The organism is Paenibacillus sp. plas6 (assembly GCF_057221655.1).
This window is the reverse complement of sequence record NZ_CM170151.1, coordinates 553,050-572,308: the sequence shown is the minus strand read 5'-3', so window position 1 is coordinate 572,308 and position 19,259 is coordinate 553,050. Positions and strand designations below refer to the sequence as shown.

General features: G+C 38.4%; 18 protein-coding genes, 1 riboswitch and 1 other annotated feature. Of the genes, 12 read left to right on the top strand and 6 right to left on the bottom strand.

The window, feature by feature from the left end:
- Positions 1 to 16: 16 nt before the first annotated feature.
- The 5 genes from AC2TDL_RS02695 to corA all read right to left on the bottom strand — a co-directional run bounded on the left by AC2TDL_RS02695 (position 17) and on the right by corA (position 4,517).
- On the bottom strand, positions 17 to 328 hold the full coding sequence (locus AC2TDL_RS02695) for a winged helix-turn-helix transcriptional regulator (RefSeq protein WP_484698595.1): 312 nt from the start codon (positions 326 to 328) through the stop codon (positions 17 to 19).
- A gap of 99 nt (positions 329 to 427) precedes the next feature.
- Positions 428 to 1,384, bottom strand: coding sequence for an EamA family transporter (locus AC2TDL_RS02690; RefSeq protein WP_484698594.1), 957 nt, complete (start codon positions 1,382 to 1,384; stop codon positions 428 to 430).
- Between the two features lie 120 nt (positions 1,385 to 1,504).
- Positions 1,505 to 2,338 (bottom strand): histidinol-phosphatase, encoded by an 834-nt coding sequence (locus AC2TDL_RS02685; protein ID WP_484698593.1) that lies wholly within the window; start codon positions 2,336 to 2,338, stop codon positions 1,505 to 1,507.
- Positions 2,339 to 2,466: 128 nt separating this feature from the next.
- A complete protein-coding gene (locus tag AC2TDL_RS02680; RefSeq protein WP_484698591.1) occupies positions 2,467 to 3,369 on the bottom strand; it encodes a LysR family transcriptional regulator in 903 nt (300 codons plus the stop codon).
- A gap of 212 nt (positions 3,370 to 3,581) precedes the next feature.
- Positions 3,582 to 4,517 (bottom strand): magnesium/cobalt transporter CorA, encoded by a 936-nt coding sequence (gene corA / locus AC2TDL_RS02675; RefSeq protein ID WP_484698590.1) that lies wholly within the window; start codon positions 4,515 to 4,517, stop codon positions 3,582 to 3,584.
- 420 nt (positions 4,518 to 4,937) lie between these two features.
- Positions 4,938 to 5,045: riboswitch (SAM riboswitch) on the top strand.
- A gap of 94 nt (positions 5,046 to 5,139) precedes the next feature.
- Between corA and metA the strand changes: the two genes are divergently transcribed.
- From metA to ytxC, 3 genes are all read left to right on the top strand, one after another.
- On the top strand, positions 5,140 to 6,057 hold the full coding sequence (gene metA, locus AC2TDL_RS02670) for a homoserine O-acetyltransferase MetA (RefSeq protein WP_484698589.1): 918 nt from the start codon (positions 5,140 to 5,142) through the stop codon (positions 6,055 to 6,057).
- A 35-nt stretch (positions 6,058 to 6,092) separates the two neighbouring features.
- Positions 6,093 to 7,259, top strand: coding sequence for a PLP-dependent transferase (locus AC2TDL_RS02665; RefSeq protein WP_484698588.1), 1,167 nt, complete (start codon positions 6,093 to 6,095; stop codon positions 7,257 to 7,259).
- A gap of 218 nt (positions 7,260 to 7,477) precedes the next feature.
- Positions 7,478 to 8,431 carry a sporulation protein YtxC gene (gene ytxC / locus AC2TDL_RS02660; RefSeq protein WP_484698587.1) on the top strand — a complete coding sequence of 318 codons (954 nt, stop codon included), beginning with the start codon at positions 7,478 to 7,480 and terminating at the stop codon, positions 8,429 to 8,431.
- A gap of 135 nt (positions 8,432 to 8,566) precedes the next feature.
- Here ytxC and AC2TDL_RS02655 read toward each other — a convergent pair whose 3' ends face one another.
- On the bottom strand, positions 8,567 to 9,265 hold the full coding sequence (locus tag AC2TDL_RS02655; protein WP_484698586.1) for an AIM24 family protein: 699 nt from the start codon (positions 9,263 to 9,265) through the stop codon (positions 8,567 to 8,569).
- Between the two features lie 146 nt (positions 9,266 to 9,411).
- Positions 9,412 to 9,662: a binding site (T-box leader), on the top strand.
- Positions 9,663 to 9,742: 80 nt separating this feature from the next.
- Between AC2TDL_RS02655 and thrS the strand changes: the two genes are divergently transcribed.
- From thrS to AC2TDL_RS02610, 9 genes are all read left to right on the top strand, one after another.
- Positions 9,743 to 11,683 (top strand): threonine--tRNA ligase, encoded by a 1,941-nt coding sequence (gene thrS, locus AC2TDL_RS02650; RefSeq protein ID WP_484698585.1) that lies wholly within the window; start codon positions 9,743 to 9,745, stop codon positions 11,681 to 11,683.
- Positions 11,684 to 11,773: 90 nt separating this feature from the next.
- Positions 11,774 to 11,914, top strand: a complete 141-nt coding sequence (locus tag AC2TDL_RS02645) for a hypothetical protein (RefSeq protein ID WP_484698583.1) — start codon at positions 11,774 to 11,776, stop codon at positions 11,912 to 11,914.
- A gap of 66 nt (positions 11,915 to 11,980) precedes the next feature.
- On the top strand, positions 11,981 to 13,282 hold the full coding sequence (locus AC2TDL_RS02640; RefSeq protein WP_484698582.1) for a uracil/xanthine transporter: 1,302 nt from the start codon (positions 11,981 to 11,983) through the stop codon (positions 13,280 to 13,282).
- Positions 13,283 to 13,511: 229 nt separating this feature from the next.
- Complete coding sequence (locus tag AC2TDL_RS02635; protein ID WP_484698581.1) at positions 13,512 to 13,703, top strand: hypothetical protein; 192 nt, start codon at positions 13,512 to 13,514, stop codon at positions 13,701 to 13,703.
- 223 nt (positions 13,704 to 13,926) lie between these two features.
- A complete protein-coding gene (locus AC2TDL_RS02630) occupies positions 13,927 to 15,315 on the top strand; it encodes a methyl-accepting chemotaxis protein (protein ID WP_484698580.1) in 1,389 nt (462 codons plus the stop codon).
- Positions 15,316 to 15,708: 393 nt separating this feature from the next.
- Entirely contained in the window at positions 15,709 to 16,449 is a 741-nt protein-coding gene (gene liaF, locus AC2TDL_RS02625; RefSeq protein ID WP_484698578.1) for a cell wall-active antibiotics response protein LiaF, read from the top strand.
- Position 16,450: 1 nt separating this feature from the next.
- A complete protein-coding gene (locus AC2TDL_RS02620) occupies positions 16,451 to 17,485 on the top strand; it encodes a sensor histidine kinase (RefSeq protein ID WP_484698576.1) in 1,035 nt (344 codons plus the stop codon).
- A 1-nt stretch (position 17,486) separates the two neighbouring features.
- Entirely contained in the window at positions 17,487 to 18,140 is a 654-nt protein-coding gene (locus tag AC2TDL_RS02615) for a response regulator (RefSeq protein ID WP_484698574.1), read from the top strand.
- Positions 18,141 to 18,387: 247 nt separating this feature from the next.
- Entirely contained in the window at positions 18,388 to 19,176 is a 789-nt protein-coding gene (locus tag AC2TDL_RS02610) for a zinc ribbon domain-containing protein (protein ID WP_484698573.1), read from the top strand.
- The last annotated feature ends 83 nt before the right edge of the window (positions 19,177 to 19,259 follow it).

Genomic DNA, 19,259 nt, shown 5'->3' with positions numbered 1-19,259 from the left:
TTCTCACGCTATTTCACTAATTTATCCATTTTTCAGCCCATTGTTGAATAGAGCAAATCACTGGTTCAAGATCGAGCCCTTTTTCAGTTAGCTCATATTCTATACGTACAGGCATTTCTGGGTACACGTTACGAGCAATAATTCCTACAGCTTCCAGTTCTTTCATTCGATCGGTAAGCATTTTGTCACTCATCTCAGGAATTTGCTCTTTTATGTCCTTAAATCGTTTAGGACCGCCAAGCAGTACATGAATAATTTTTCCTGTCCATTTTTTACCCAAAATATCTGTTGCTGATTCAAATCTTGGACACATCATCGAATAGTCCATCCGTACCACCTTCCTTCCCTATATTGTACCATATTGACTTAATATAAGTAAGTACATAACATAACCGTATGCGCAAAAATAGGCTGGGAATAAATGTTATTAGATAGTGATGCGAATACATATTAAGCCAAGCAGCAAGCATATAAAGGCAATCGATTGCAATTTATTTAGTCGTTCTTTGTAAATTAGGATCGAAAGCAAGGAGACAAGCAGTCCGTTCGTTGCAAAGATAGGAGCAACGAGATTAGCAGGTCCAAATTGCAGAGCAACCGCGTAGAGCTGCAAGCCGCCATAGGAACATAAACCACTAATTATTCCGAAACGTAAGCCAATTGAGCTAGCGCTATTTTTGATTATCGGTTTAAAATTTTTATTTTGCTTTATTTCAATTAAATTATTAGATATGCCTTGAGACTCAATACAGTTTGCTGAATGATGTCGTAGCTCCTGTCTGTTTTTCTTTTCACCTAGAACCGGAATGATAAAAAATACAATCGACAACAAATAAGCAATAAATAATACTGGTGCAGACGCATAACCTAATTCAGCAGTAACCTTTAACCCGCCATTACGCAAGGCAAACATAACTACCGATAACGCAATTAACCCATACCATGAGTTTGAAACAATCCCTTTATTCTCTTTTTTCTGTGCGATCAACACCGTAGCGACAAGCAGCAGAATGATGCTTATAATTTGCAATATCCCTAATTTTTCGTTATAAATCCAGGTTCCCATCAGCACAACAAGCACAATATTGCTATTGGAAAGCGGAGAGGTAAGACTTGCTGGTCCAAGCTCCAATGCTTTCATAAACAAATAATTACCAAACGCTGAGCCTACCCCGATAATAAAGCCAGCTAGCCATACCGTGGGTGATACGAGCTGAGTATAGCTGTTTTCAATAATAGCATGAGCTGCGAAGCCAAGCGTTCCAATGATATAAAGCCAAATGAGCAGAACATTTACAGATCCGCCTTTCATTTGCGACATTTTCATAAACCAGCCTGCACTGCCGAAAATAATTGCACTAGCTATTGAAAGAGTTAACCACATGCAGTCACTTCCTAAGTCATCGTATTTTCTATCACATACAACAAAAAGCGGCAGATTTAGGAGCTCAGCTCTAATCTACCGCTGCTTCACTTATTTGAAGCTAAAACAAGAAGAAGGAATTTACAATGGCACAACTACTTCTTGTTTATTTTTATAATAAACCCAGCTTTTAAAACCAATATCACGCAAAGTTTGCTCAACTTGCTGAAAATCTTCGCCGACACGGCGTGGGGTATGTGCATCCGAACCAAACGATATTTTTACACCGAAATGGTGAGCACGCTCTAAAATATCATGTGACGGGTACCAGCCGCCAGCATCTTTCGTACTGCCTGATGTATTAACTTCAATTGCAACATTATGTTCAGCGATAACCTTTAATGTCTCGTCGATTTTTTCAAACGCAGGAATATCGGAAAATTCAGGGTAGTATCCCTTCATTGCATCAATATGCCCTAAAATTTGAAAGAAACCAGTGCGTGCAGATTGAGCAATTAAATCGTAATAAAGCTCTTTTGTTGCAATTTTTTCTCGATCGGTTAAACCATTCCAGCGTTTTTTATTAAAAATACTTACGCCAGAAACTTGATGTACGGATCCGATAATATAGTCCATTGGGTATTGCTGAAGCTCTTGTTTATAAATGGAAAAATGCTGCGGGAAAAAATCTGATTCAATGCCAAGCAGAACGTCAATTTTTCCTTCATACTTTTTCTTTAGCTCAAGCACTTCTTGAACATATTCAGCAAACTGGCTTTTTGCCATTGCAATCCCTGGGAATGGTTGATCAAGCTCATGAGCAAAATAAGGAGTATGATCTGAGATTCCAATTGCATGAAACCCATTGGCGATGGCTGCTTGAATATAATCTTCAATCGATCCATCAGCATGTCCGCAACGCTGGTGATGAGTATGCATGTCAAACTTTACAGCTTGGTTTCCTGAAATAGTCATTTTAATCTCTCCTCAAACTTTTCATGTAAACACCATGACTTGCCCTCTGCATATGAAAAGTACTTCTAAAGCATAAGTTATTACCTTTACATGTAACAAAACAATTCGTATCTATTAACTTGCCCAATTTACTCCGTACTCATAAATTGATATTCAGGCATCCCTTTTAAATCACTTAAAAATTGCTGCATTGCGGAGTTCAAATAACGACCTGATTTATAAATAACACCTACAGGATGAGAAACTTGGAATTCTTCGACTCGAATAACCTTGACTGTACCGAGTTTTAGCTCATGTTCAATGGATAACTTGGAAACAATTGCAGCGCCAAGATTGATCTCCACCATACGTTTAACTTCCTCACTGCTAGAAAGCTCCATCACGATATTGGGCTGGATGTTGTGCTCACGAAAGATTTGTTCAACAAAGCGTCGACCAAGTGTATCAGGAGAAAGCATAATAAGCGGGACATTATTAAGCTGATCAATCGTAAGAAAATCGAATTGGCTCAAAGGATTTTCTGGAGCCGCAATGAGCTCAAATGTATCGTAGTAAAGTGTTGACGAGCTAACGGTTGCTGATTTTTCACTCAAATAGGTAATACCGATATCAACGGTTCCGTTGTCTACAGCGCTCATTACTTGAACGGAGGGCATTGTATGTATTGTAGTTTTAATTAGCGGATATTGGTTTTGAAAGTACGAAAGAACGCGCGGTAAAATTTGTACTGCAATGGATGCAGTAGTACCTAAAATAATATGACCTTGCGGATTATCATTAAGGTCAGACAATTTTTGCTTTAGTTCTTCTACAATTGCGAGCATTCGTTCTGCGTGTTCAAGAAATACTTTACCATGATCCGTTAATGTAACCGGTTGATTTCGATCAATAAGAATTGTATTAAATTCTTCCTCTAAGCTCTTAATTTGAGCAGAAACAGCGGGTTGTGTAAGATTAAGCAGCTCGCCAGCTTTGCGAAAGCTCATCGTTTTCGAAATTGTGAGTAAGGTTTCTAGCTGACTAATATTCATTTTCGTCAAACCTCCTTTTCGAAATAAATAGCCCGATGAAGCTACTGTTAATTATAGCGAACTTAAGCCCGCAGAGCAAAGAAAACTGAAATAACTTTAAAAAGACAACGGAATTTCTTGTTAAAAAAATGATGTCCAAAGCTTCAGCCAACTTGACTGATACAACTCTAGACATCATTTCTGAATCATTGCACTGTTTATTTTTAGTTGAATTAAAGCCATTCTTTTTTCCGGAAAATAAAATACATACTGATTCCAAGTAATAACATAATGCCTAGCACAATTGAGGCACCATATTTGAAATGCGTCCCAGGTAAAACGTCAAAGTTCATTCCATAAATACCAGTAATGAAGGTAAGTGGCATGAAAATCGTTGTAATTGCTGTAAATACGCGCATAATTTCATTTGCGCGACTTTGCACCGCAGACTGGTAAGCTTCTCGTAAGTTGCCCATCAGATCACGATACGTATCGAATGACTCTGAAATCTTGACGGCATTTTCATATACGTCGCTAAAATATTTTTGAAGTTGGTCGTCGATAAGCTTCAGATCTTTCTTCATTAATTGGGCAACAAGATCACGCTGCGGACCTAGCACCTTTTTTAACCATAAAATTTCTGAGCGTAATCCAAATATTTCATTTAAATGAGATTTTTTTGTATGAAGTAGAATTTCTTCTTCAAGCCCATCAATTCTAAGCTCTATGCGATCGCCGACAACAGAATAATTATCAATGACTAAGTCAATAAGATGATATAGGAAATGATCGGGGCTTGAAACCTCATGCTCCCAAAGAATCGGTTTTAATAAACGAAGCTCGTTAATTTTTTGTTTTGTTACAGTAATAATAAAATGTTTCCCTAGAAAAATATTTAATGCGCGAAGAAAAAACTCTTCATCATCAAAACGAATACTGTTTACAACAACAAAATAATGATCCTCATAAATTTCTATTTTTGGACGCTGCTCTTCTTCATTCAAGCAGTCTTCAACCGCAAGATCATGCATATGAAAAATTGGTTGAAGCACAACGAGATCGTCCAAATCAGCATCAATCCAATAAAATCCTTCTTCTGGAGGATTGATTGTTTGTTCAATGTTCTCAATTAGTGTAAAGTTTCCTTGATTCACATGTCTTATTTTCATCCGGCTTCTCCTTCCTTTTCCAAAGGATGCGGCCATTGTTACTTATAACTAACCATTTGAATAAACACCAATGATACAGCTAGCTGCCGTCACAAGAAAAATGAAATTAGAAGCTGTGGGCAGCCAATCATTTAGTTGATCAGTGGAGTCGTTATGACGCATCCCGATATTCAATTTTCTGGTCCTCGGTCGGTCGTCCCCCATATTATCCCACACTCCTTTTCATTTTAATTAAACATATTCCTTGTTTAGTAAAGAACGGGCTAACACACTTGTCTAGTATACTCTGATACATTGGAATCATTCAACAGTTAATTTAGCAACAACTTTATAGTTAGAAAAGAAAGGTTATCATCTTGACGTAATGCAGTAAATACTATAAAGTTATGCTATAGAGACTCCAAAACTAAATAATCCACTTTCTTATCAAGAGCAGGCGGAGGGACTAGCCCTGTGAAGCCCGGCAACCGGCGGATAAAACGCACGGTGCTAATTCTTGCGGAAACTTAGGTTTCTGAGAGATGAGAAAGGTTGTATATAGAGACCTTTTTCAAGCTTTCAGAAGGGTCTTTTTTTATGCTTTAAACCGGATTTTTATGCTACAAATAGGGAGTGAAAAGCAATGCCAATTAAAATTCCAGATAACTTGCCTGCAAAAGAAATTTTAACAAGTGAAAATATATTCGTCATGGACGAAAGCGTTGCTTATAGACAGGATATTCGTCCTTTGAGAATAGTGATACTAAATTTAATGCCAACAAAAGAAACTACTGAGACACAATTGCTTCGTTTAATTGGGAATACACCGCTTCAAGTTGAAACGGTACTATTGCATCCGAAAACACATGTGTCTAAAAATACATCTCAACAACATTTGACAAGTTTCTATCATACCTTTGATGAAATTGAAGCCCAATATTTTGACGGCATGATTATTACCGGAGCTCCTGTTGAGCAGATGCCGTTCGAAGAAGTTAATTATTGGGAAGAATTAAAGCAAATTATGGATTGGAGCAAGTCGCACGTCACTTCTACATTCCATATATGTTGGGCTGCCCAAGCTGGTTTATATCATCATTATGGTATTCCTAAATATGAATTGGATAAAAAATTATTCGGAGTTTTCCCGCATAAAATTAGTCAGCGAAATATTCCTTTGCTGCGCGGGTTTGATGAACAGTTTTTTGTACCGCAATCACGTCATACTGAAGTTCGCAAAAACGATATTGAGGCAGTAGAGGATTTAGAAATTTGGTCAGAATCCGATGAAGCGGGTGTTTATATTATCGCTTCTAAGGGTGGAAAGCAAATTTTTGTGACAGGTCATTCCGAATACGATGCTACTACATTAAAAGCGGAGTATGATCGCGATGTTGCAAGAGGCTTGCCGATTGAGCTTCCGAAAAATTATTTTCCAAATAATGACCCGAACATGCTGCCAATATCAACATGGCGAGCACATGCAAATTTATTATATTCAAACTGGTTGAATTACTATGTGTATCAGATTACGCCTTATGAGTTGGGTGCTGGTATATAGCTTATAAAGCTAAGAGGAGAAAGGAAGAACTAAGGATGAGAATAGAAAGTCGTTTAGCGCAAATTGGCTCGCAAAAAGATACGGTAACGGGAGCGGTTAGTTTTCCAATCTATCAAGCAACTGCATTTCGTCACCCTGGATTAGGGCAAAGCACTGGCTTTGATTATGCTCGTACGAAAAGCCCTACACGTTCAGTGCTGGAGGAAGCAGTAGCTGAGCTGGAAAGTGGAGATGCAGCGTTTGCCTGTAGCACTGGTATGGCAGCATTGCAAACGGTATTTGCGTATTTTAGCTCTGGCGATCATTTAATTGTATCATTAGATCTATACGGCGGTACGTATCGTTTGCTTGAGCGAGTAATGAAGCGCTTTGGGGTTGAAGCGACTTATGTTGATACAAATGATCTAGATCAATTAGGAGCAAGCCTAAGACCAAATACGAAGGCTTTGCTAATTGAAACGCCAACTAATCCGCTTATGATGATTACGGATATTAAAAAGGTAGCGGGTTGGGCTAAAAGCAATGGCTTGCTAACGATTGTAGACAATACTTTGCTAACACCATATTTCCAGCGTCCAATTGAGCTTGGGGCAGATATTGTTATCCATAGTGCCACAAAATATCTTGGCGGACATAATGATGTACTAGCTGGGTTAATTATTACAAAAGGAAAAGAGCTGTCTGAACAGATCGCATTTCTGCATAACTCAATGGGGGCAGTGCTTGGTCCACAGGATTCATTTTTACTTGCACGCGGGATGAAAACATTAGCTCTTCGCATGGAGCGTCATCAAAGTAATGCGACGGCTATTGCGAAATATTTGCAGCAGCATCCTGCAGTTGCTGAAGTATTTTATCCAGCATTGCCTGAACATCCAGGTCATGACATACAAGCTTCTCAAGCATCTGGCAACACAGGGATTTTCTCCTTTAAAGTAAAGGATGCACGTTATGTTGAACCTATTTTACGTTCAATTAAGCTTATTGCATTTGCTGAAAGTCTTGGCGGTGTAGAATCGTTGATGACTTATCCAGCGGTGCAAACCCATGCTGATATTCCTGAAGAAATTCGTCAAGCAATCGGTGTCGATGATCGCTTGTTACGTATATCTGTTGGAATTGAACATGTCGATGATCTAATTGCTGATTTAGATCAAGCACTGGCTGCGGCCGTAAAAGAAGTGGACGGAGCGAACCAATAGTTAGTTTTGAATAAAGCTAATTTTTATCATTATATACGGTAGCTGTAAGCTTTTTCTTAAGCAAAGGAAAAGCTTACAGCTATTTTTTTTGTCTATACCGGCGATATATTGCGATTTAACGTACAAGATAACGATAATTTTAGCATGTATGCCAAACTCTGCTTTGTATATACTGTGTCCACTGACCATATACTTTAGGTGAGAAAGGAGTGATGAAAATGAGTTTACTAACGCTACATTTTTCAGAAAGTCAGTTTGCCTATGTAGAATCGATCATTTCTAATATCATGCAAAAATTAAATGACGATATACATATTCAACATCGTCAGTCACATGATATTAAGCAAGCAAACACATTTCCGATAATCATTGAACAGCAAAAAAGTGCAAATAAACTTATTATTAATCCTTGCTTGCCGGAGTTTCAGCTTATTGAACATGCCGCTCCGCTATATGAGGCTGCTGCTTATGCAATAGGCAAGTTTATTATTGAGCATTGTGAGAATGAGATTATTCATTGGCTGCTTCGCAGTCGCTGTCGCCAAACGAAGCTTGTGCCGGAGAAAGTTGCCTACTATTGCTACAATATTTTAAATAATGATCCGTGGGAGCCGTTAGGTAAGAAGTTTACTGAAAAGGATCGTGCAAGGAGAATAGCAAAAATCGTTGAAGAGCTGGTTCAGCATTTTGAAATGTACAACTATTTAAATATTGCTGGTTTTATTCAATTTCGCATGCATAACTATAAGCAAGAACTGCGCGAGGTCATTGAATATGCAATTGATGAGTATACATTAGATCAGCAATATGAGGAATTTATGACATTGCTCAAATACTTTGTTCAGCTGCAAGAGACAAAAACGGAGCTAGTTCATCTTGTGCAGCAGGATGGAAACAGTTTTATTCTTTGTGATGAGCATATGAAGCCATTAGAGCTAAAGCATGAGCATGATCGAATTGTTGCCGAGATGCTTGAAACTGAAATTAATATTGAGGATATTGTCATTAGTTCGCTAATTTCTGCCTCCCCACAAAAAATTATCGTGCATGCGAAGCACTATGATTATCAGGTAATTCGTACCGTGAAAGCCATTTTTGGAGAACGAGCACAATATTGCAGTTCTTGTCCAATGTGTAGACATAGTCGAGATGAACGAGTTCCAATTCATTAGTTCATTAACTTAGAAAGTAATAAGGGCAATGCTCTTAATGATATATGAGAAGGAAGTAAAAAAGCCCACTCACTAAATCCTATTAAATGGTGAATTAGTATGAGTGGGTTTTTCACTCCATTATGTACATTACAGCTAGTCATCAGAACGTTGAAAATAAACTTCCTCATAAGGCTGTATAATGACAAAACCATTTCCTTCAAAGCGCATTTGAATTGACTCGCCGCTTCCTCTGCCAATAAAGGTTTTAAAAGATATATCAGTATGAAATTCAGGATTAAGATTGCCAGACCAAGCAATTGTTGCATTAGGGTCAGTAAACACAGGGTTGCCAGGAGTAACGCGAAGCGTCAATGGCTCGTAATGGCTTGTAATGGCAATTAGCCCATAGCCTGAGCAACGAATATTAAAAATGCCACCTGCCATAATACCGGCTATTTTGCGCATTAATTTAATTTCATGTTTAATTGAAGGTTCAAATGCTAACAGATCATTACCATTTACATAAATTGTTTCGTTTTGCAGATTAAGAATAATTATTTTTTTACCTTTGTCTGCAAAATAAACTCTTCCATTGCCCGTAGCTTTCATCAAAGATGCGCCTTCTCCAGTAAAAGCTTTTTTAAACAACGTTCCTAGTCCTTGTTCTAATAAACCTTCTCGTTCAAACTTGACATTGCCAGTGTAAGCAATCATTGAACCTGTCTTTGCCCATACTTGACCATTTAAATTCACTTCTAACATGCGCGGTGTTTCAAGTTCAAAAAAAGACTTCTGCTCCTCATTTTGCTCGGTTTGCGTAATAAATTGTGCAATAGAATATTTCATTATCATTCACCTCTTGAACGAGAACTTGAAATACTATACAAATAATGTATATTATAATAAAGTTCTGGAAAATATAAAATCTTTATTTTCTAGTCATATTAAGAATCTGTTCCTTGACTCCCTATTCCGTTCGCATTATAATATCTTGTATGTAAAAAGCAATGAGGAAGACATGCAACTATGCCGCACTGGCTCAGAGAGAGGAATCGTTGGCTGAAAATTCCTTCCATGATGCACATAGCTGTACCACTTCTTAGCTGTATCGCCGAACGTTGGATTGTCGTTCAATCAGTAAGCAATACCGGTTATCTCCGTTATCAGATGCTATGAGGACTGCAATTTTGATCATTCATTGTAGTTGAAATAGGGTGGAACCACGAGATGATAAGCACTCGTCCCTGTATTGGGATGCGTGCTTTTTTTTGTGTCCCAATAAGCTTAATTTAATAATTATAGAAAATAAAACTAGGAGGAAATCGACAAATGAGTAACATTAACATTACATTTCCAGATGGCGCAGTGCGCGAGTATCCTGCTGGCGTAACAACTGAAGAAATCGCTGCGTCTATAAGCTCAGGTCTGAAAAAAAATGCGATTGCTGGTAAAGTAAACGGTAAAGTGATTGATGTTTACAGACCAATCGAAGAAGATGCAACTGTAGAAATTATTACTGTAGAAAGTGCAGAGGGCTTAGAGGTGTATCGTCACAGTACAGCCCACCTAATGGCACAAGCAATTAAACGTCTATATAAAGATGCAAATGTAAAACTTGGTATTGGTCCTGTTATTGAAGATGGCTTCTATTATGATATTGATATGGATCATTCGTTAACACCAGATGATTTGGTGAAAATTGAGAAAGAAATGAACCGTATTATTGGTGAAAACTTGCCGATTCGTCGTCGCGAAGTTTCCCGTGAAGAAGCACTAAAAATTTATACAGAAATTAATGACCATCTGAAGCTTGAGCTAATTAATGACTTGCCAGAAGACTCCGTCATTACTATTTATGATCAAGGTGAGTTTTTTGACCTTTGCCGCGGCCCTCACTTGCCAAGCACAGGGCGCATTAAAGCGTTCAAACTGCTTAACGTAGCGGGTGCTTACTGGCGCGGGGATTCTAAAAATAAAATGTTGCAACGTATTTATGGTACAGCATTTGCTAAAAAATCGGAGCTTGATGAGCATTTACATTTCCTAGAGGAAGCAAAAAAGCGCGACCATCGTAAACTAGGTAAAGAGCTTAAAATGTTCACCTTCTCTCGTGAGGTTGGTCAAGGTTTGCCGCTATGGCTGCCTAATGGTGCGAAAGTGCGTCGTACAATGGAGCGCTACATTGTTGATTTAGAGGAACGTTTAGGTTATCAACATGTTTACACTCCAGTGTTGGCTAACGTTGAGCTATATAAAATTTCTGGTCACTGGGATCATTACAATGAAGACATGTTCCCGCCTATGCAAATGGATAACGAGGAGCTTGTGCTTCGTCCAATGAACTGTCCACACCATATGATGGTTTATAAAAGTGAAATGCGCTCTTATCGCGACTTGCCAGTTCGTGTTGCAGAAATGGGGACAATGCACCGTTATGAAATGTCAGGAGCATTAACAGGCTTACACCGCGTTCGTGCGATGACATTGAATGATGCTCATATTTTCTGTCGTCCTGACCAAATTAAAGAAGAATTTGCTCGCGTTATTAACTTAATTCGCAAAGTTTATGAAGACTTCGGAATTAAAGAATATCGCTTCCGTTTATCTTATCGCGATCCTCAGGATACTGAGAAATATTTCCCGAACGATGAAATGTGGGAAACTTCTCAACGTATGTTGCGTGAGGTTGTTGAAGAACTAGGCTTGCCATTCTTTGAAGCAGAGGGTGAAGCTGCGTTCTATGGTCCTAAACTAGACGTTCAAATTAAAACTGCGCTTGGTAAAGAGGAAACATTGTCAACTGCACAGCTTGACTTCTTGCTGCCAGAGCGTTTTGAGCTAGAATATATCGGTGATGATGGTAAAAAACATCGTCCAGTCGTCATTCATCGCGGTATCATTAGTACAATGGAGCGTATGACTGCGTATTTGATCGAAAACTTTGCTGGTGCATTGCCGCTATGGCTGTCTCCTGTACAAGCAAAAGTTATTCCAGTATCTACTGTATATGAAGAGTATGCAACTCAAGTCAATGAGCAATTGCTTGATGCTGGTATCCGTGCTGAAAGCGACCTTCGCAATGAAAAACTTGGTTACAAAATTCGTGAGGCACAGCTTGAAAAAGCACCGTATATGCTTGTCGTTGGTGAAAATGAGAAAGCAGCGGGTACAGTTTCTGTGCGTAAACGCGGCGAGGGAGATATTGGTTCAATGCCAATCGCTGATTTTATTGCACTCGTACAAAAAGAAATTGCAACGAAAGCTCAATAATTTTCGATTTTATGCGTGCCAAATATAGGTGCTTCCCAAGTGAATAGTATGGGGAAAAGAAACCATACTATTACTTGGGAGGTGATAGCAGTGGCAAAACGTAATAAGCAACAAGCGCAAGTTGTTAACAAGAATGCTGATGCAGAATTTGCAGAAGAGCCAGGTCAACAACAGCAACACGAAAATGAAAAGCAATCGTTTAAGAAGCAAACTAATAACAATCAACGTTAATGATTACTTAGCAAGGGAGTGTCTAGCGGCACTCCCTTTCATACATATATTCTAGGAATGGTGAATATGAAGCTGCAACATAAAGGAATGACATTTTTTGCTTCAATGCAATGGATGTTTTTTATTTTTGTAAATGTCGTCGTTGTACCAATTTCGATTGGTACCGCATTTGAGCTAACTTCAGGCGAAGTAGTCGTGATGCTGCGCACCTCGCTTATTGTTACGGGATTAGCTTGTATTATTCAAGGCTGGATTGGTCATCGTTATCCGTTGTTAGAGGGGCCATCAGGCATCTTGTGGGGCTTAATGTTAACCCTTGGTTCCTCAGCGCCAACGCTTGGATTGTCGCTTCAGGAAATCGGCGGAGGAATTGCCACAGGTATGCTGCTTGCAGGCGGAGTAACGATCTTGCTTGCGTTATGTGGTGCGGTATCAGCGATTCATCGTATTTTTAAACCGATGGTTATGAACGTATTTTTATTGCTTTTATCTATTCAATTGGCAGTGATCTTTTTTAACGGCATGTTAGGAATTGCTGAGGATGGATCGATAATTATACCGATTACTGTTTTTTCGATAATCATTGCTTTATTTGTCGCAGTATTAAAAATTAAGGGTAATGCTATTATAAGTAATTTTTCATTATTAATTGGAATTATTGTCGGCTGGCCAATTTATAGCTTATTATTTCATAATCAGGCGTCATCAGCGCTAGAATCATCAACAGACGCATTAACAACAGGAGCAAAGCTGATATTTCCGCTTGGTCAACCTAATTTAGAGCTGGGCATTATTATTGTGACATTTATCGCTTGTATGCTGAATATTAGCAATACGTTTGCTTCGATCAGTGCAGCGACATCTCTTTATAAGGATAATCCACAGCATTCGCAATATCGCAATTCTATTTTCTTAACCGGCATCTATAGTGTAGTTGCTTCATTTTTTGGCTTAGTTGCCTACGCACCGTTTGCCTCATCGATTGGCTTTCTAGAAAGCACGCAAATTTATGAAAAAAAGCCATTCTATTGGGGAGGGGCATTCATCGTTCTTTTAGGTGTAGTTCCGTCACTTGCCGTTATGCTTGCAAATCTTCCGATTACATTAGGAAACGCAGTGCTTTTTGTTGCTTATTTGCAATTATTCGGTACAGCCCTAAAAAGCGTAGCACCTTACCAATTTAACTCAGTAACTGTGCATCGGATAGCTGCTCCTGTTTTGCTGGGTGTCAGCATTATGATGGCCGATGAAAAGCTGTTTACTAGCCTTCCTTCATTAATCCAGCCATTAGTAAGCAACGGTTTTTTAATGGGGGTTATACTTTCAATTATTATAGAGGCAGTTATGAAATGGGACGATAAAGAGTAATCAGATAAATCCTTAGAAATGTCCTAATAAGTGTATTTTTCATTCATCTGCTGCTTCCACTGACGTTAAAAATAGCGGTTGTGGCAGATGAAATATACATTAAGCATTGTTGCAAAAAGTTAAAATTTATTACAATTATATTTGTGAAAAAAATCACATATTTTTTCATTCAAATCAGTTATGCTTAAACCATAGAAAGTCTAATACATAAATGATTAAAGAGGTGTTTATGATGACAAAAGAAATGCATAATGAAGTAACAAAATTTTTATTAACAGTTTGCTATCATTGCGAGGATGCACAGCGTTGTAAAACAGAAGAACAGTGCCGAGCATGTATGGCAGACATTTTTGAAGAACTTCATAAAGAGCAGCAACGAGAACAGACAACAGAGGAGTTACTAAAGCAATATGCACTGTAAAAACAAAGTAAACCTAGAAGCTGATTCAATATCTGCTTCTCAAAAGTGAAATAACGATGACTTTAATAGTTAGGAGTCATCGTTATTTTTTAGCATAAAAACACAAAGATTATATCAAATAATGTAATATTGAAAGCGATTACATAACAAGTGATCTACTTTCCTTAAAAAGTCAATTTCTATATAATGTGCTTATATTACAATGGATGGAGGGAAAGATTACATGCTAGGCGTATTTTCATGGGCGAAACAGCGTGAAACAGAACGAGAAAACACGCGGTATATCGATCAAATGAAAGGGCTCTACAATGAATCTATCGTGATCTCCGACCAGTTAGTTGCGGCAGTTGATGAAGTGGATCAAGCCATGATTCAATTAGGAGCAATTGCTGATCAGTCATATCAGCAGGAACAAACATTAAGAAATCATAGTAAGCTTGCAGCAAATAAAATTATACAATCGTTTTCCTCAATTCAAGAGGTATCTGCAGCAGCAGAGCAAATTAGTCATGCCTCTGATCATTTAACAGAGCAAAGTTCGGAAACAAAGCAAGCAACACTTCATTTACAGCAGTCGCTGCAAAAAACAGAAAGTATGATGAATCATCTTAAGCAAAATAATGTCAACATGATTAAACATATACAAGACTTAATCCAGCACACTTCACAAATTTATGAATTGAACAATTTAATTCAATCAATCGTATCGCAAACATCATTGCTTGCCTTAAACGCTTCCATCGAAGCTGCTCATGCAGGCGAATACGGGCGAGGCTTTGCTGTCGTTGCCAGTGAGATTCGCAAGTTAGCAGAGCAAAGTAATGAAACTGTTAAACAGTCCACTGAGCTTGTTGAGCAAATTGAACGAGGAGTAAAGCTTGTTACTGAAGCGGTACAGCAGGAGCAGCAATCGGTCGAGCTTGGTGTTGCAGATATTGCAATTAGTCGGGAACGAATGGATATAATAGCGGAACGAATGGTTGAAGTTGATCAGCTTGTTCATGATATGCGACAGTCCAGTTCAATCCAGACACAAGCAACGAGTGAAGTGATCGAGCAATTGCAGGAAGCAGTAGAGCATGTGAATAAAACGCTTATTGCTGTAGAAGATACATTGAAAATTAATCATGTACAAAGAGAGCAAATTACTAAGCTCGATCGTATTCGCAAAAATATGGGAAAAGCAACCAATGATTTGAAGGAAGCAATTAATCTAGTTGATATTGATCAGGATACTAAAGTAACTAATTCTAGCAGTGAAAATACAATGGTTTGGCTAAAATCAGCTGCACAACACGCTGATATTCGTTCGCTCGATCCTCACATACATAAGGAAAAGTTAAAGGCATTATTGGAGGAGCAACCAGAAGTAGAAGCAATTTGGTCAAATGATAAAGAAGGCGCCTTTATCGTTTCCATCCCTGATGCTGGACTGCTTAATGCTAAAGGACGAGAATGGTGGAAGCGAGCGATCGCTGGTGAAAATTATAAGTCTAATTCCTATGTGTCTGCGATTACAAAGCAACTCTGTCAAACATTATCTGTGCCAATTTATAGTGATACCGGTGAAATTATTGGAGTGCTTGGAGTAGACTTAAGGATAAGCAGCTAAGTGCTCTGAAAGAGAATGGTTTTCAGCACGCTTAATAAACCCTGCTGCTAATGGTAGTTGCCAGTAGGGTTTACAGGCGGAGCACAGCATATTTATAATGCAGAGATCAATTACGATAATTAACTCTTAAATGTTACTGTGTCACCTGCTATTTTTCCTTCCTACGCTATAGCCATTAGCAAATTGCTTCCTCTTATGACTCAGTTTATCCAAGAGATTACAATTGACTCTTTTCTAATTTTGATCTGCCTATCGTTTTATTCATTGAAAGATTGCCTAAGAAATATCAGTCTCTAGACCGAGATCAATTTCAATCGCACGTCGCTATAATAAGCTGTTTTCCTTTGCTATACTTTAAGCATAGACTTAAGGTTGTTGGAAAGGAGAATTACGATGAAGCGTTCTTTTATCGATAAGTATGGCGTATCGCTGCTTGTTATCGCTGTTGGTGTATGGTTTGTTGCAAAGCAGCTTGGCTTTGCTTTTAGTCTAGGAAAATTAATTATGATCGTTGTCGGGATAAGCATTGTTATGTACGGTGTAAAAATGATTAAGCAATCTCGTTCTACTGATGATTACAAAGAGCAAAGTTGGGATTATTACAATCCTAATATGGCTCCGCCGCCACCACCGCCAGATGACACACCGTTTTCTTCGGTAAATGTTGACCCCAATAAAGGGTACAGCGGGATGAAATCAGAGCATGTGCCTCCTAATGACAATACAGCGTACACGAAATATAGTTCTGATCGCGGTACGATTGAGCGTTCAGTGTTTATTGGTGACATTCATTATGGTAAGCAGCATTGGGAGTTAAAGCCGATGAATTTGTCTGCATTCATTGGTGATATGAAGCTTGATTTATCGAAAGCTCATATCCCTTATGGTGAAACACGAATTAGAGTGTCTGCCTTTATAGGGGATGTAAAAGTGTTTGTGCCAAATGATGTAACACTTGGTGTTTCGATTCAGATGAATTCATTTATTGGAGATACAAAGCTGATTGATCAAAAGGAATCTGGATTAATGGGTTCTTATCATTTAAGCACGCCTAACTATGAGGATTGCGATCGTAAAATATATCTTGAGGTATCAACCTTTATTGGTGACGTAAAAGTAAAAAAGGTAGGATAACATGAGTAAAAATAATGTGTTCTTTGCCGGTATTAGCAGAAATATTCATTTCATATTGCTAGGCGTGCTGACAGCAGCTTGTACAACGATTTTGTATGAGTTGCTACACAACTTAATGCCCTGGTTTACACTGATCCTAATTTTGCTATTACTAAGTACAATTATTAGTGCAATTCTCGCTAAAATATTGGTGCGCAATGATCGAGCTGCACTTGAAAAGCTGGAATTTGCGTTAAAGGATGCCTATAATGGCGACTATTCAGCTCGTGTCCAATACGATGAAAACGATCCGTTCAAGGAATGGTATGAACAATTTAACGATTTTCTTGAGCAAACTGAGCAGAAGCTTGCCTATATCCAAGTGCTAGGAGAGGCAAAAGTGTTGCAGGAGGCAGCTTCGGTTGAAACAGCAGTTTTTGAAGAAAGAAAACGCTTGGCTCGAGACTTGCATGACAGTGTTAGTCAGCAACTGTTTGCAATTCACATGAGCGCTTCTTCCTTACAAAAGCTGCAAGAAGTTAATCCTGAGCAAGCAAGCGTAGTGATGCAGCAGCTTGTGACGATGTCAAGCAATGCACAGCAGCAAATGCGTAAGTTTATCGCTCATTTACGACCGATGGAGCTGGAAAATCGCAGCTTGGCGGAAGCATTAAACCATTGGTATCCTGATTATTGTAGACAAAATAATATTCAAGGCAGACTGGACTATCTTATTGAATCTTCCCTTTCTGATGCGAAAGAGCACCAACTTTTTCTTATTATTCAAGAGGCAATGGCTAATATTGTGAAGCATGCTCAATGTACAAGCTGTCAATTGACACTCTATGAAACCGATAATCGTGTGATAGTTACGATAGAAGATGACGGTATAGGATTTAAGCAGGAAGCACTGACTCGCAAATCGTACGGCTTATCTACGATGCAAGAGAGAGCAAAAAAGCTGAGCGGTAATACAGAAATTATAAGCAAGGAAGGCAGAGGAACGATTGTTAAAGTTACAATTCCTAAGTTAATTGAAAAGGAGCTTAAGATATAAGATGGATGAAGTTGTAAACATTATGATCGTTGATGATCACGATATGGTACGTCTTGGACTTAAAACGTATTTAATGCTGGAGCCGTCCTTTACGGTTATTGCAGAGGCATCCAACGGACAGGAGGCACTCGATTACTTGCAGCAATGTGAACAGCTTCCTCATTTAATCTTAATGGATTTAATGATGCCTCAAATGAACGGGATTGAAGCTACAAAAGCAATCACTGCCAAATATCCTGATATAAAAATTGTAATGCTTACAAGTTTCCTAGAGGATGATAAAGTTTACCAATCGATTGAGGCTGGTGCGGTAAGTTATGTATTGAAAACTGTATCGGCGGAGGAACTTATTTTTGCTTTAAAGGGCGCATTAAAAGGCATGCCTGTAATGACCAGTGAAGTGTCGCAATCGTTAACTCGCGGCTTGCGGATTCAACGCACGCAGCAAGGAGATGAGTCATTTACGGAGCGGGAACGCGAGGTGCTGCTGCTTATCGCGGATGGTTTGTCTAATAAGGAAATTGCCGATGAGCTTCATATAAGTATAAAAACTGTTAAAACTCATGTAAGCAATCTGTTAATGAAATGCGAATTGGAAGATCGTACGCAGCTTGCTGTGCTGGCGCATCGCAAGGGTTGGGTGAATAAGCATTAGCTACGGACAAAGAATATAATTAGTTTAGTTTACTAGTGAAGGCAAACGAACTTATGCGAGACAATTTATATTGTTAAATAAATTAATAGTTTTTTATTAGCCGTTGCAAATATTGCAGCGGTTTTTTATTTGCATTAGTTTGCTCGTTGCCATAAATCTAATTACTTAGAGAAAATTAAAATTAAATAGTCTAAGTTTAGAATTATATGGTAATATAAAAAAAGATTATAAATTAAGGTGATAATTGATGAAATGTTCAAAGTGTGGTACTCGTCTTGCGTCTAACGCTAAATATTGCTCAGAGTGCGGTAAAAAAGCAGGATTTAGTTTATTTGCTTCTTCTCCAAATTCAAATTCTCCGGTACCCCCACCTCCGCCGTCTAATCAAGAAGTGGTTCCAACGGCAGGATGCTTTGGATGTCTAGGAAAAATGGTATTGATGTATTTTGGTACCATGTGTATAGCAGCTTTAATAGTTGTAGTAATTCAGGTAATATCGAGTAAAACTAATGAAACTGTCAAAGATAATCAAATAGAAGTAAACCAAACTGAAGTAAACCAAACAACAGATAGTGAGCTGATCGCTCAAGGATTAGAAGTAGATAAACAAGCATGGAAAGATTTTTTAACAGTTTATCGCAATCATAAATCATTAACAAATTATGTTGATTATTATTCAAATGGCAGAACGTCCAAGTCGTATTTAAATGAATATAGCAAAAAACTAGACAGCGAAGCTGCTAGATTTACATTCGACTTTGGCAAGACCGAGGATGAGGCCGCATACTTGGCAACGTTCCAGAAGTTTCAAAAAGAGCATCGATTAGCTGCTCAGACCATTGTAAAATATTTGGATTCAGGAGCTAAAGAAGATTTAGCTACAGCTAAGAAAAAGATCAGCAGTGCTGAGGAAATAGCGCTTCAAGCGGTTAACAGTCGCAAAGAATTTTTGAAAAAATTAGGACTTTCTGAGGATGAAATTAAAGCAATCGCAAATGAAGCAGTGTCAGATATGGAGCAAATTGATAAGGAATAATGCATCAAGGGAGTTTTGACTAGAAATTAGGAGCCTTTTTAGGCTCTTTTTCTTTATTCATTTTTGCTATTTAAACCATTGCC

Excerpts from the sequence above, each read along its gene's own strand:
- AC2TDL_RS02695 (WP_484698595.1), bottom strand. The coding sequence starts at position 328 with ATGGACTATTCGATGATGTGTCCAAGATTTGAATCAGCAACAGATATT.
- AC2TDL_RS02690 (WP_484698594.1), bottom strand. The coding sequence starts at position 1,384 with ATGTGGTTAACTCTTTCAATAGCTAGTGCAATTATTTTCGGCAGTGCA.
- AC2TDL_RS02685 (WP_484698593.1), bottom strand. The coding sequence starts at position 2,338 with ATGACTATTTCAGGAAACCAAGCTGTAAAGTTTGACATGCATACTCAT.
- AC2TDL_RS02680 (WP_484698591.1), bottom strand. The coding sequence starts at position 3,369 with ATGAATATTAGTCAGCTAGAAACCTTACTCACAATTTCGAAAACGATG.
- corA (WP_484698590.1), bottom strand. The coding sequence starts at position 4,517 with ATGAAAATAAGACATGTGAATCAAGGAAACTTTACACTAATTGAGAAC.
- metA (WP_484698589.1), top strand. The coding sequence starts at position 5,140 with ATGCCAATTAAAATTCCAGATAACTTGCCTGCAAAAGAAATTTTAACA.
- AC2TDL_RS02665 (WP_484698588.1), top strand. The coding sequence starts at position 6,093 with ATGAGAATAGAAAGTCGTTTAGCGCAAATTGGCTCGCAAAAAGATACG.
- ytxC (WP_484698587.1), top strand. The coding sequence starts at position 7,478 with ATGAGTTTACTAACGCTACATTTTTCAGAAAGTCAGTTTGCCTATGTA.
- AC2TDL_RS02655 (WP_484698586.1), bottom strand. The coding sequence starts at position 9,265 with ATGATAATGAAATATTCTATTGCACAATTTATTACGCAAACCGAGCAA.
- thrS (WP_484698585.1), top strand. The coding sequence starts at position 9,743 with ATGAGTAACATTAACATTACATTTCCAGATGGCGCAGTGCGCGAGTAT.
- AC2TDL_RS02640 (WP_484698582.1), top strand. The coding sequence starts at position 11,981 with ATGAAGCTGCAACATAAAGGAATGACATTTTTTGCTTCAATGCAATGG.
- AC2TDL_RS02635 (WP_484698581.1), top strand. The coding sequence starts at position 13,512 with ATGATGACAAAAGAAATGCATAATGAAGTAACAAAATTTTTATTAACA.
- AC2TDL_RS02630 (WP_484698580.1), top strand. The coding sequence starts at position 13,927 with ATGCTAGGCGTATTTTCATGGGCGAAACAGCGTGAAACAGAACGAGAA.
- liaF (WP_484698578.1), top strand. The coding sequence starts at position 15,709 with ATGAAGCGTTCTTTTATCGATAAGTATGGCGTATCGCTGCTTGTTATC.
- AC2TDL_RS02620 (WP_484698576.1), top strand. The coding sequence starts at position 16,451 with ATGAGTAAAAATAATGTGTTCTTTGCCGGTATTAGCAGAAATATTCAT.
- AC2TDL_RS02615 (WP_484698574.1), top strand. The coding sequence starts at position 17,487 with ATGGATGAAGTTGTAAACATTATGATCGTTGATGATCACGATATGGTA.
- AC2TDL_RS02610 (WP_484698573.1), top strand. The coding sequence starts at position 18,388 with ATGAAATGTTCAAAGTGTGGTACTCGTCTTGCGTCTAACGCTAAATAT.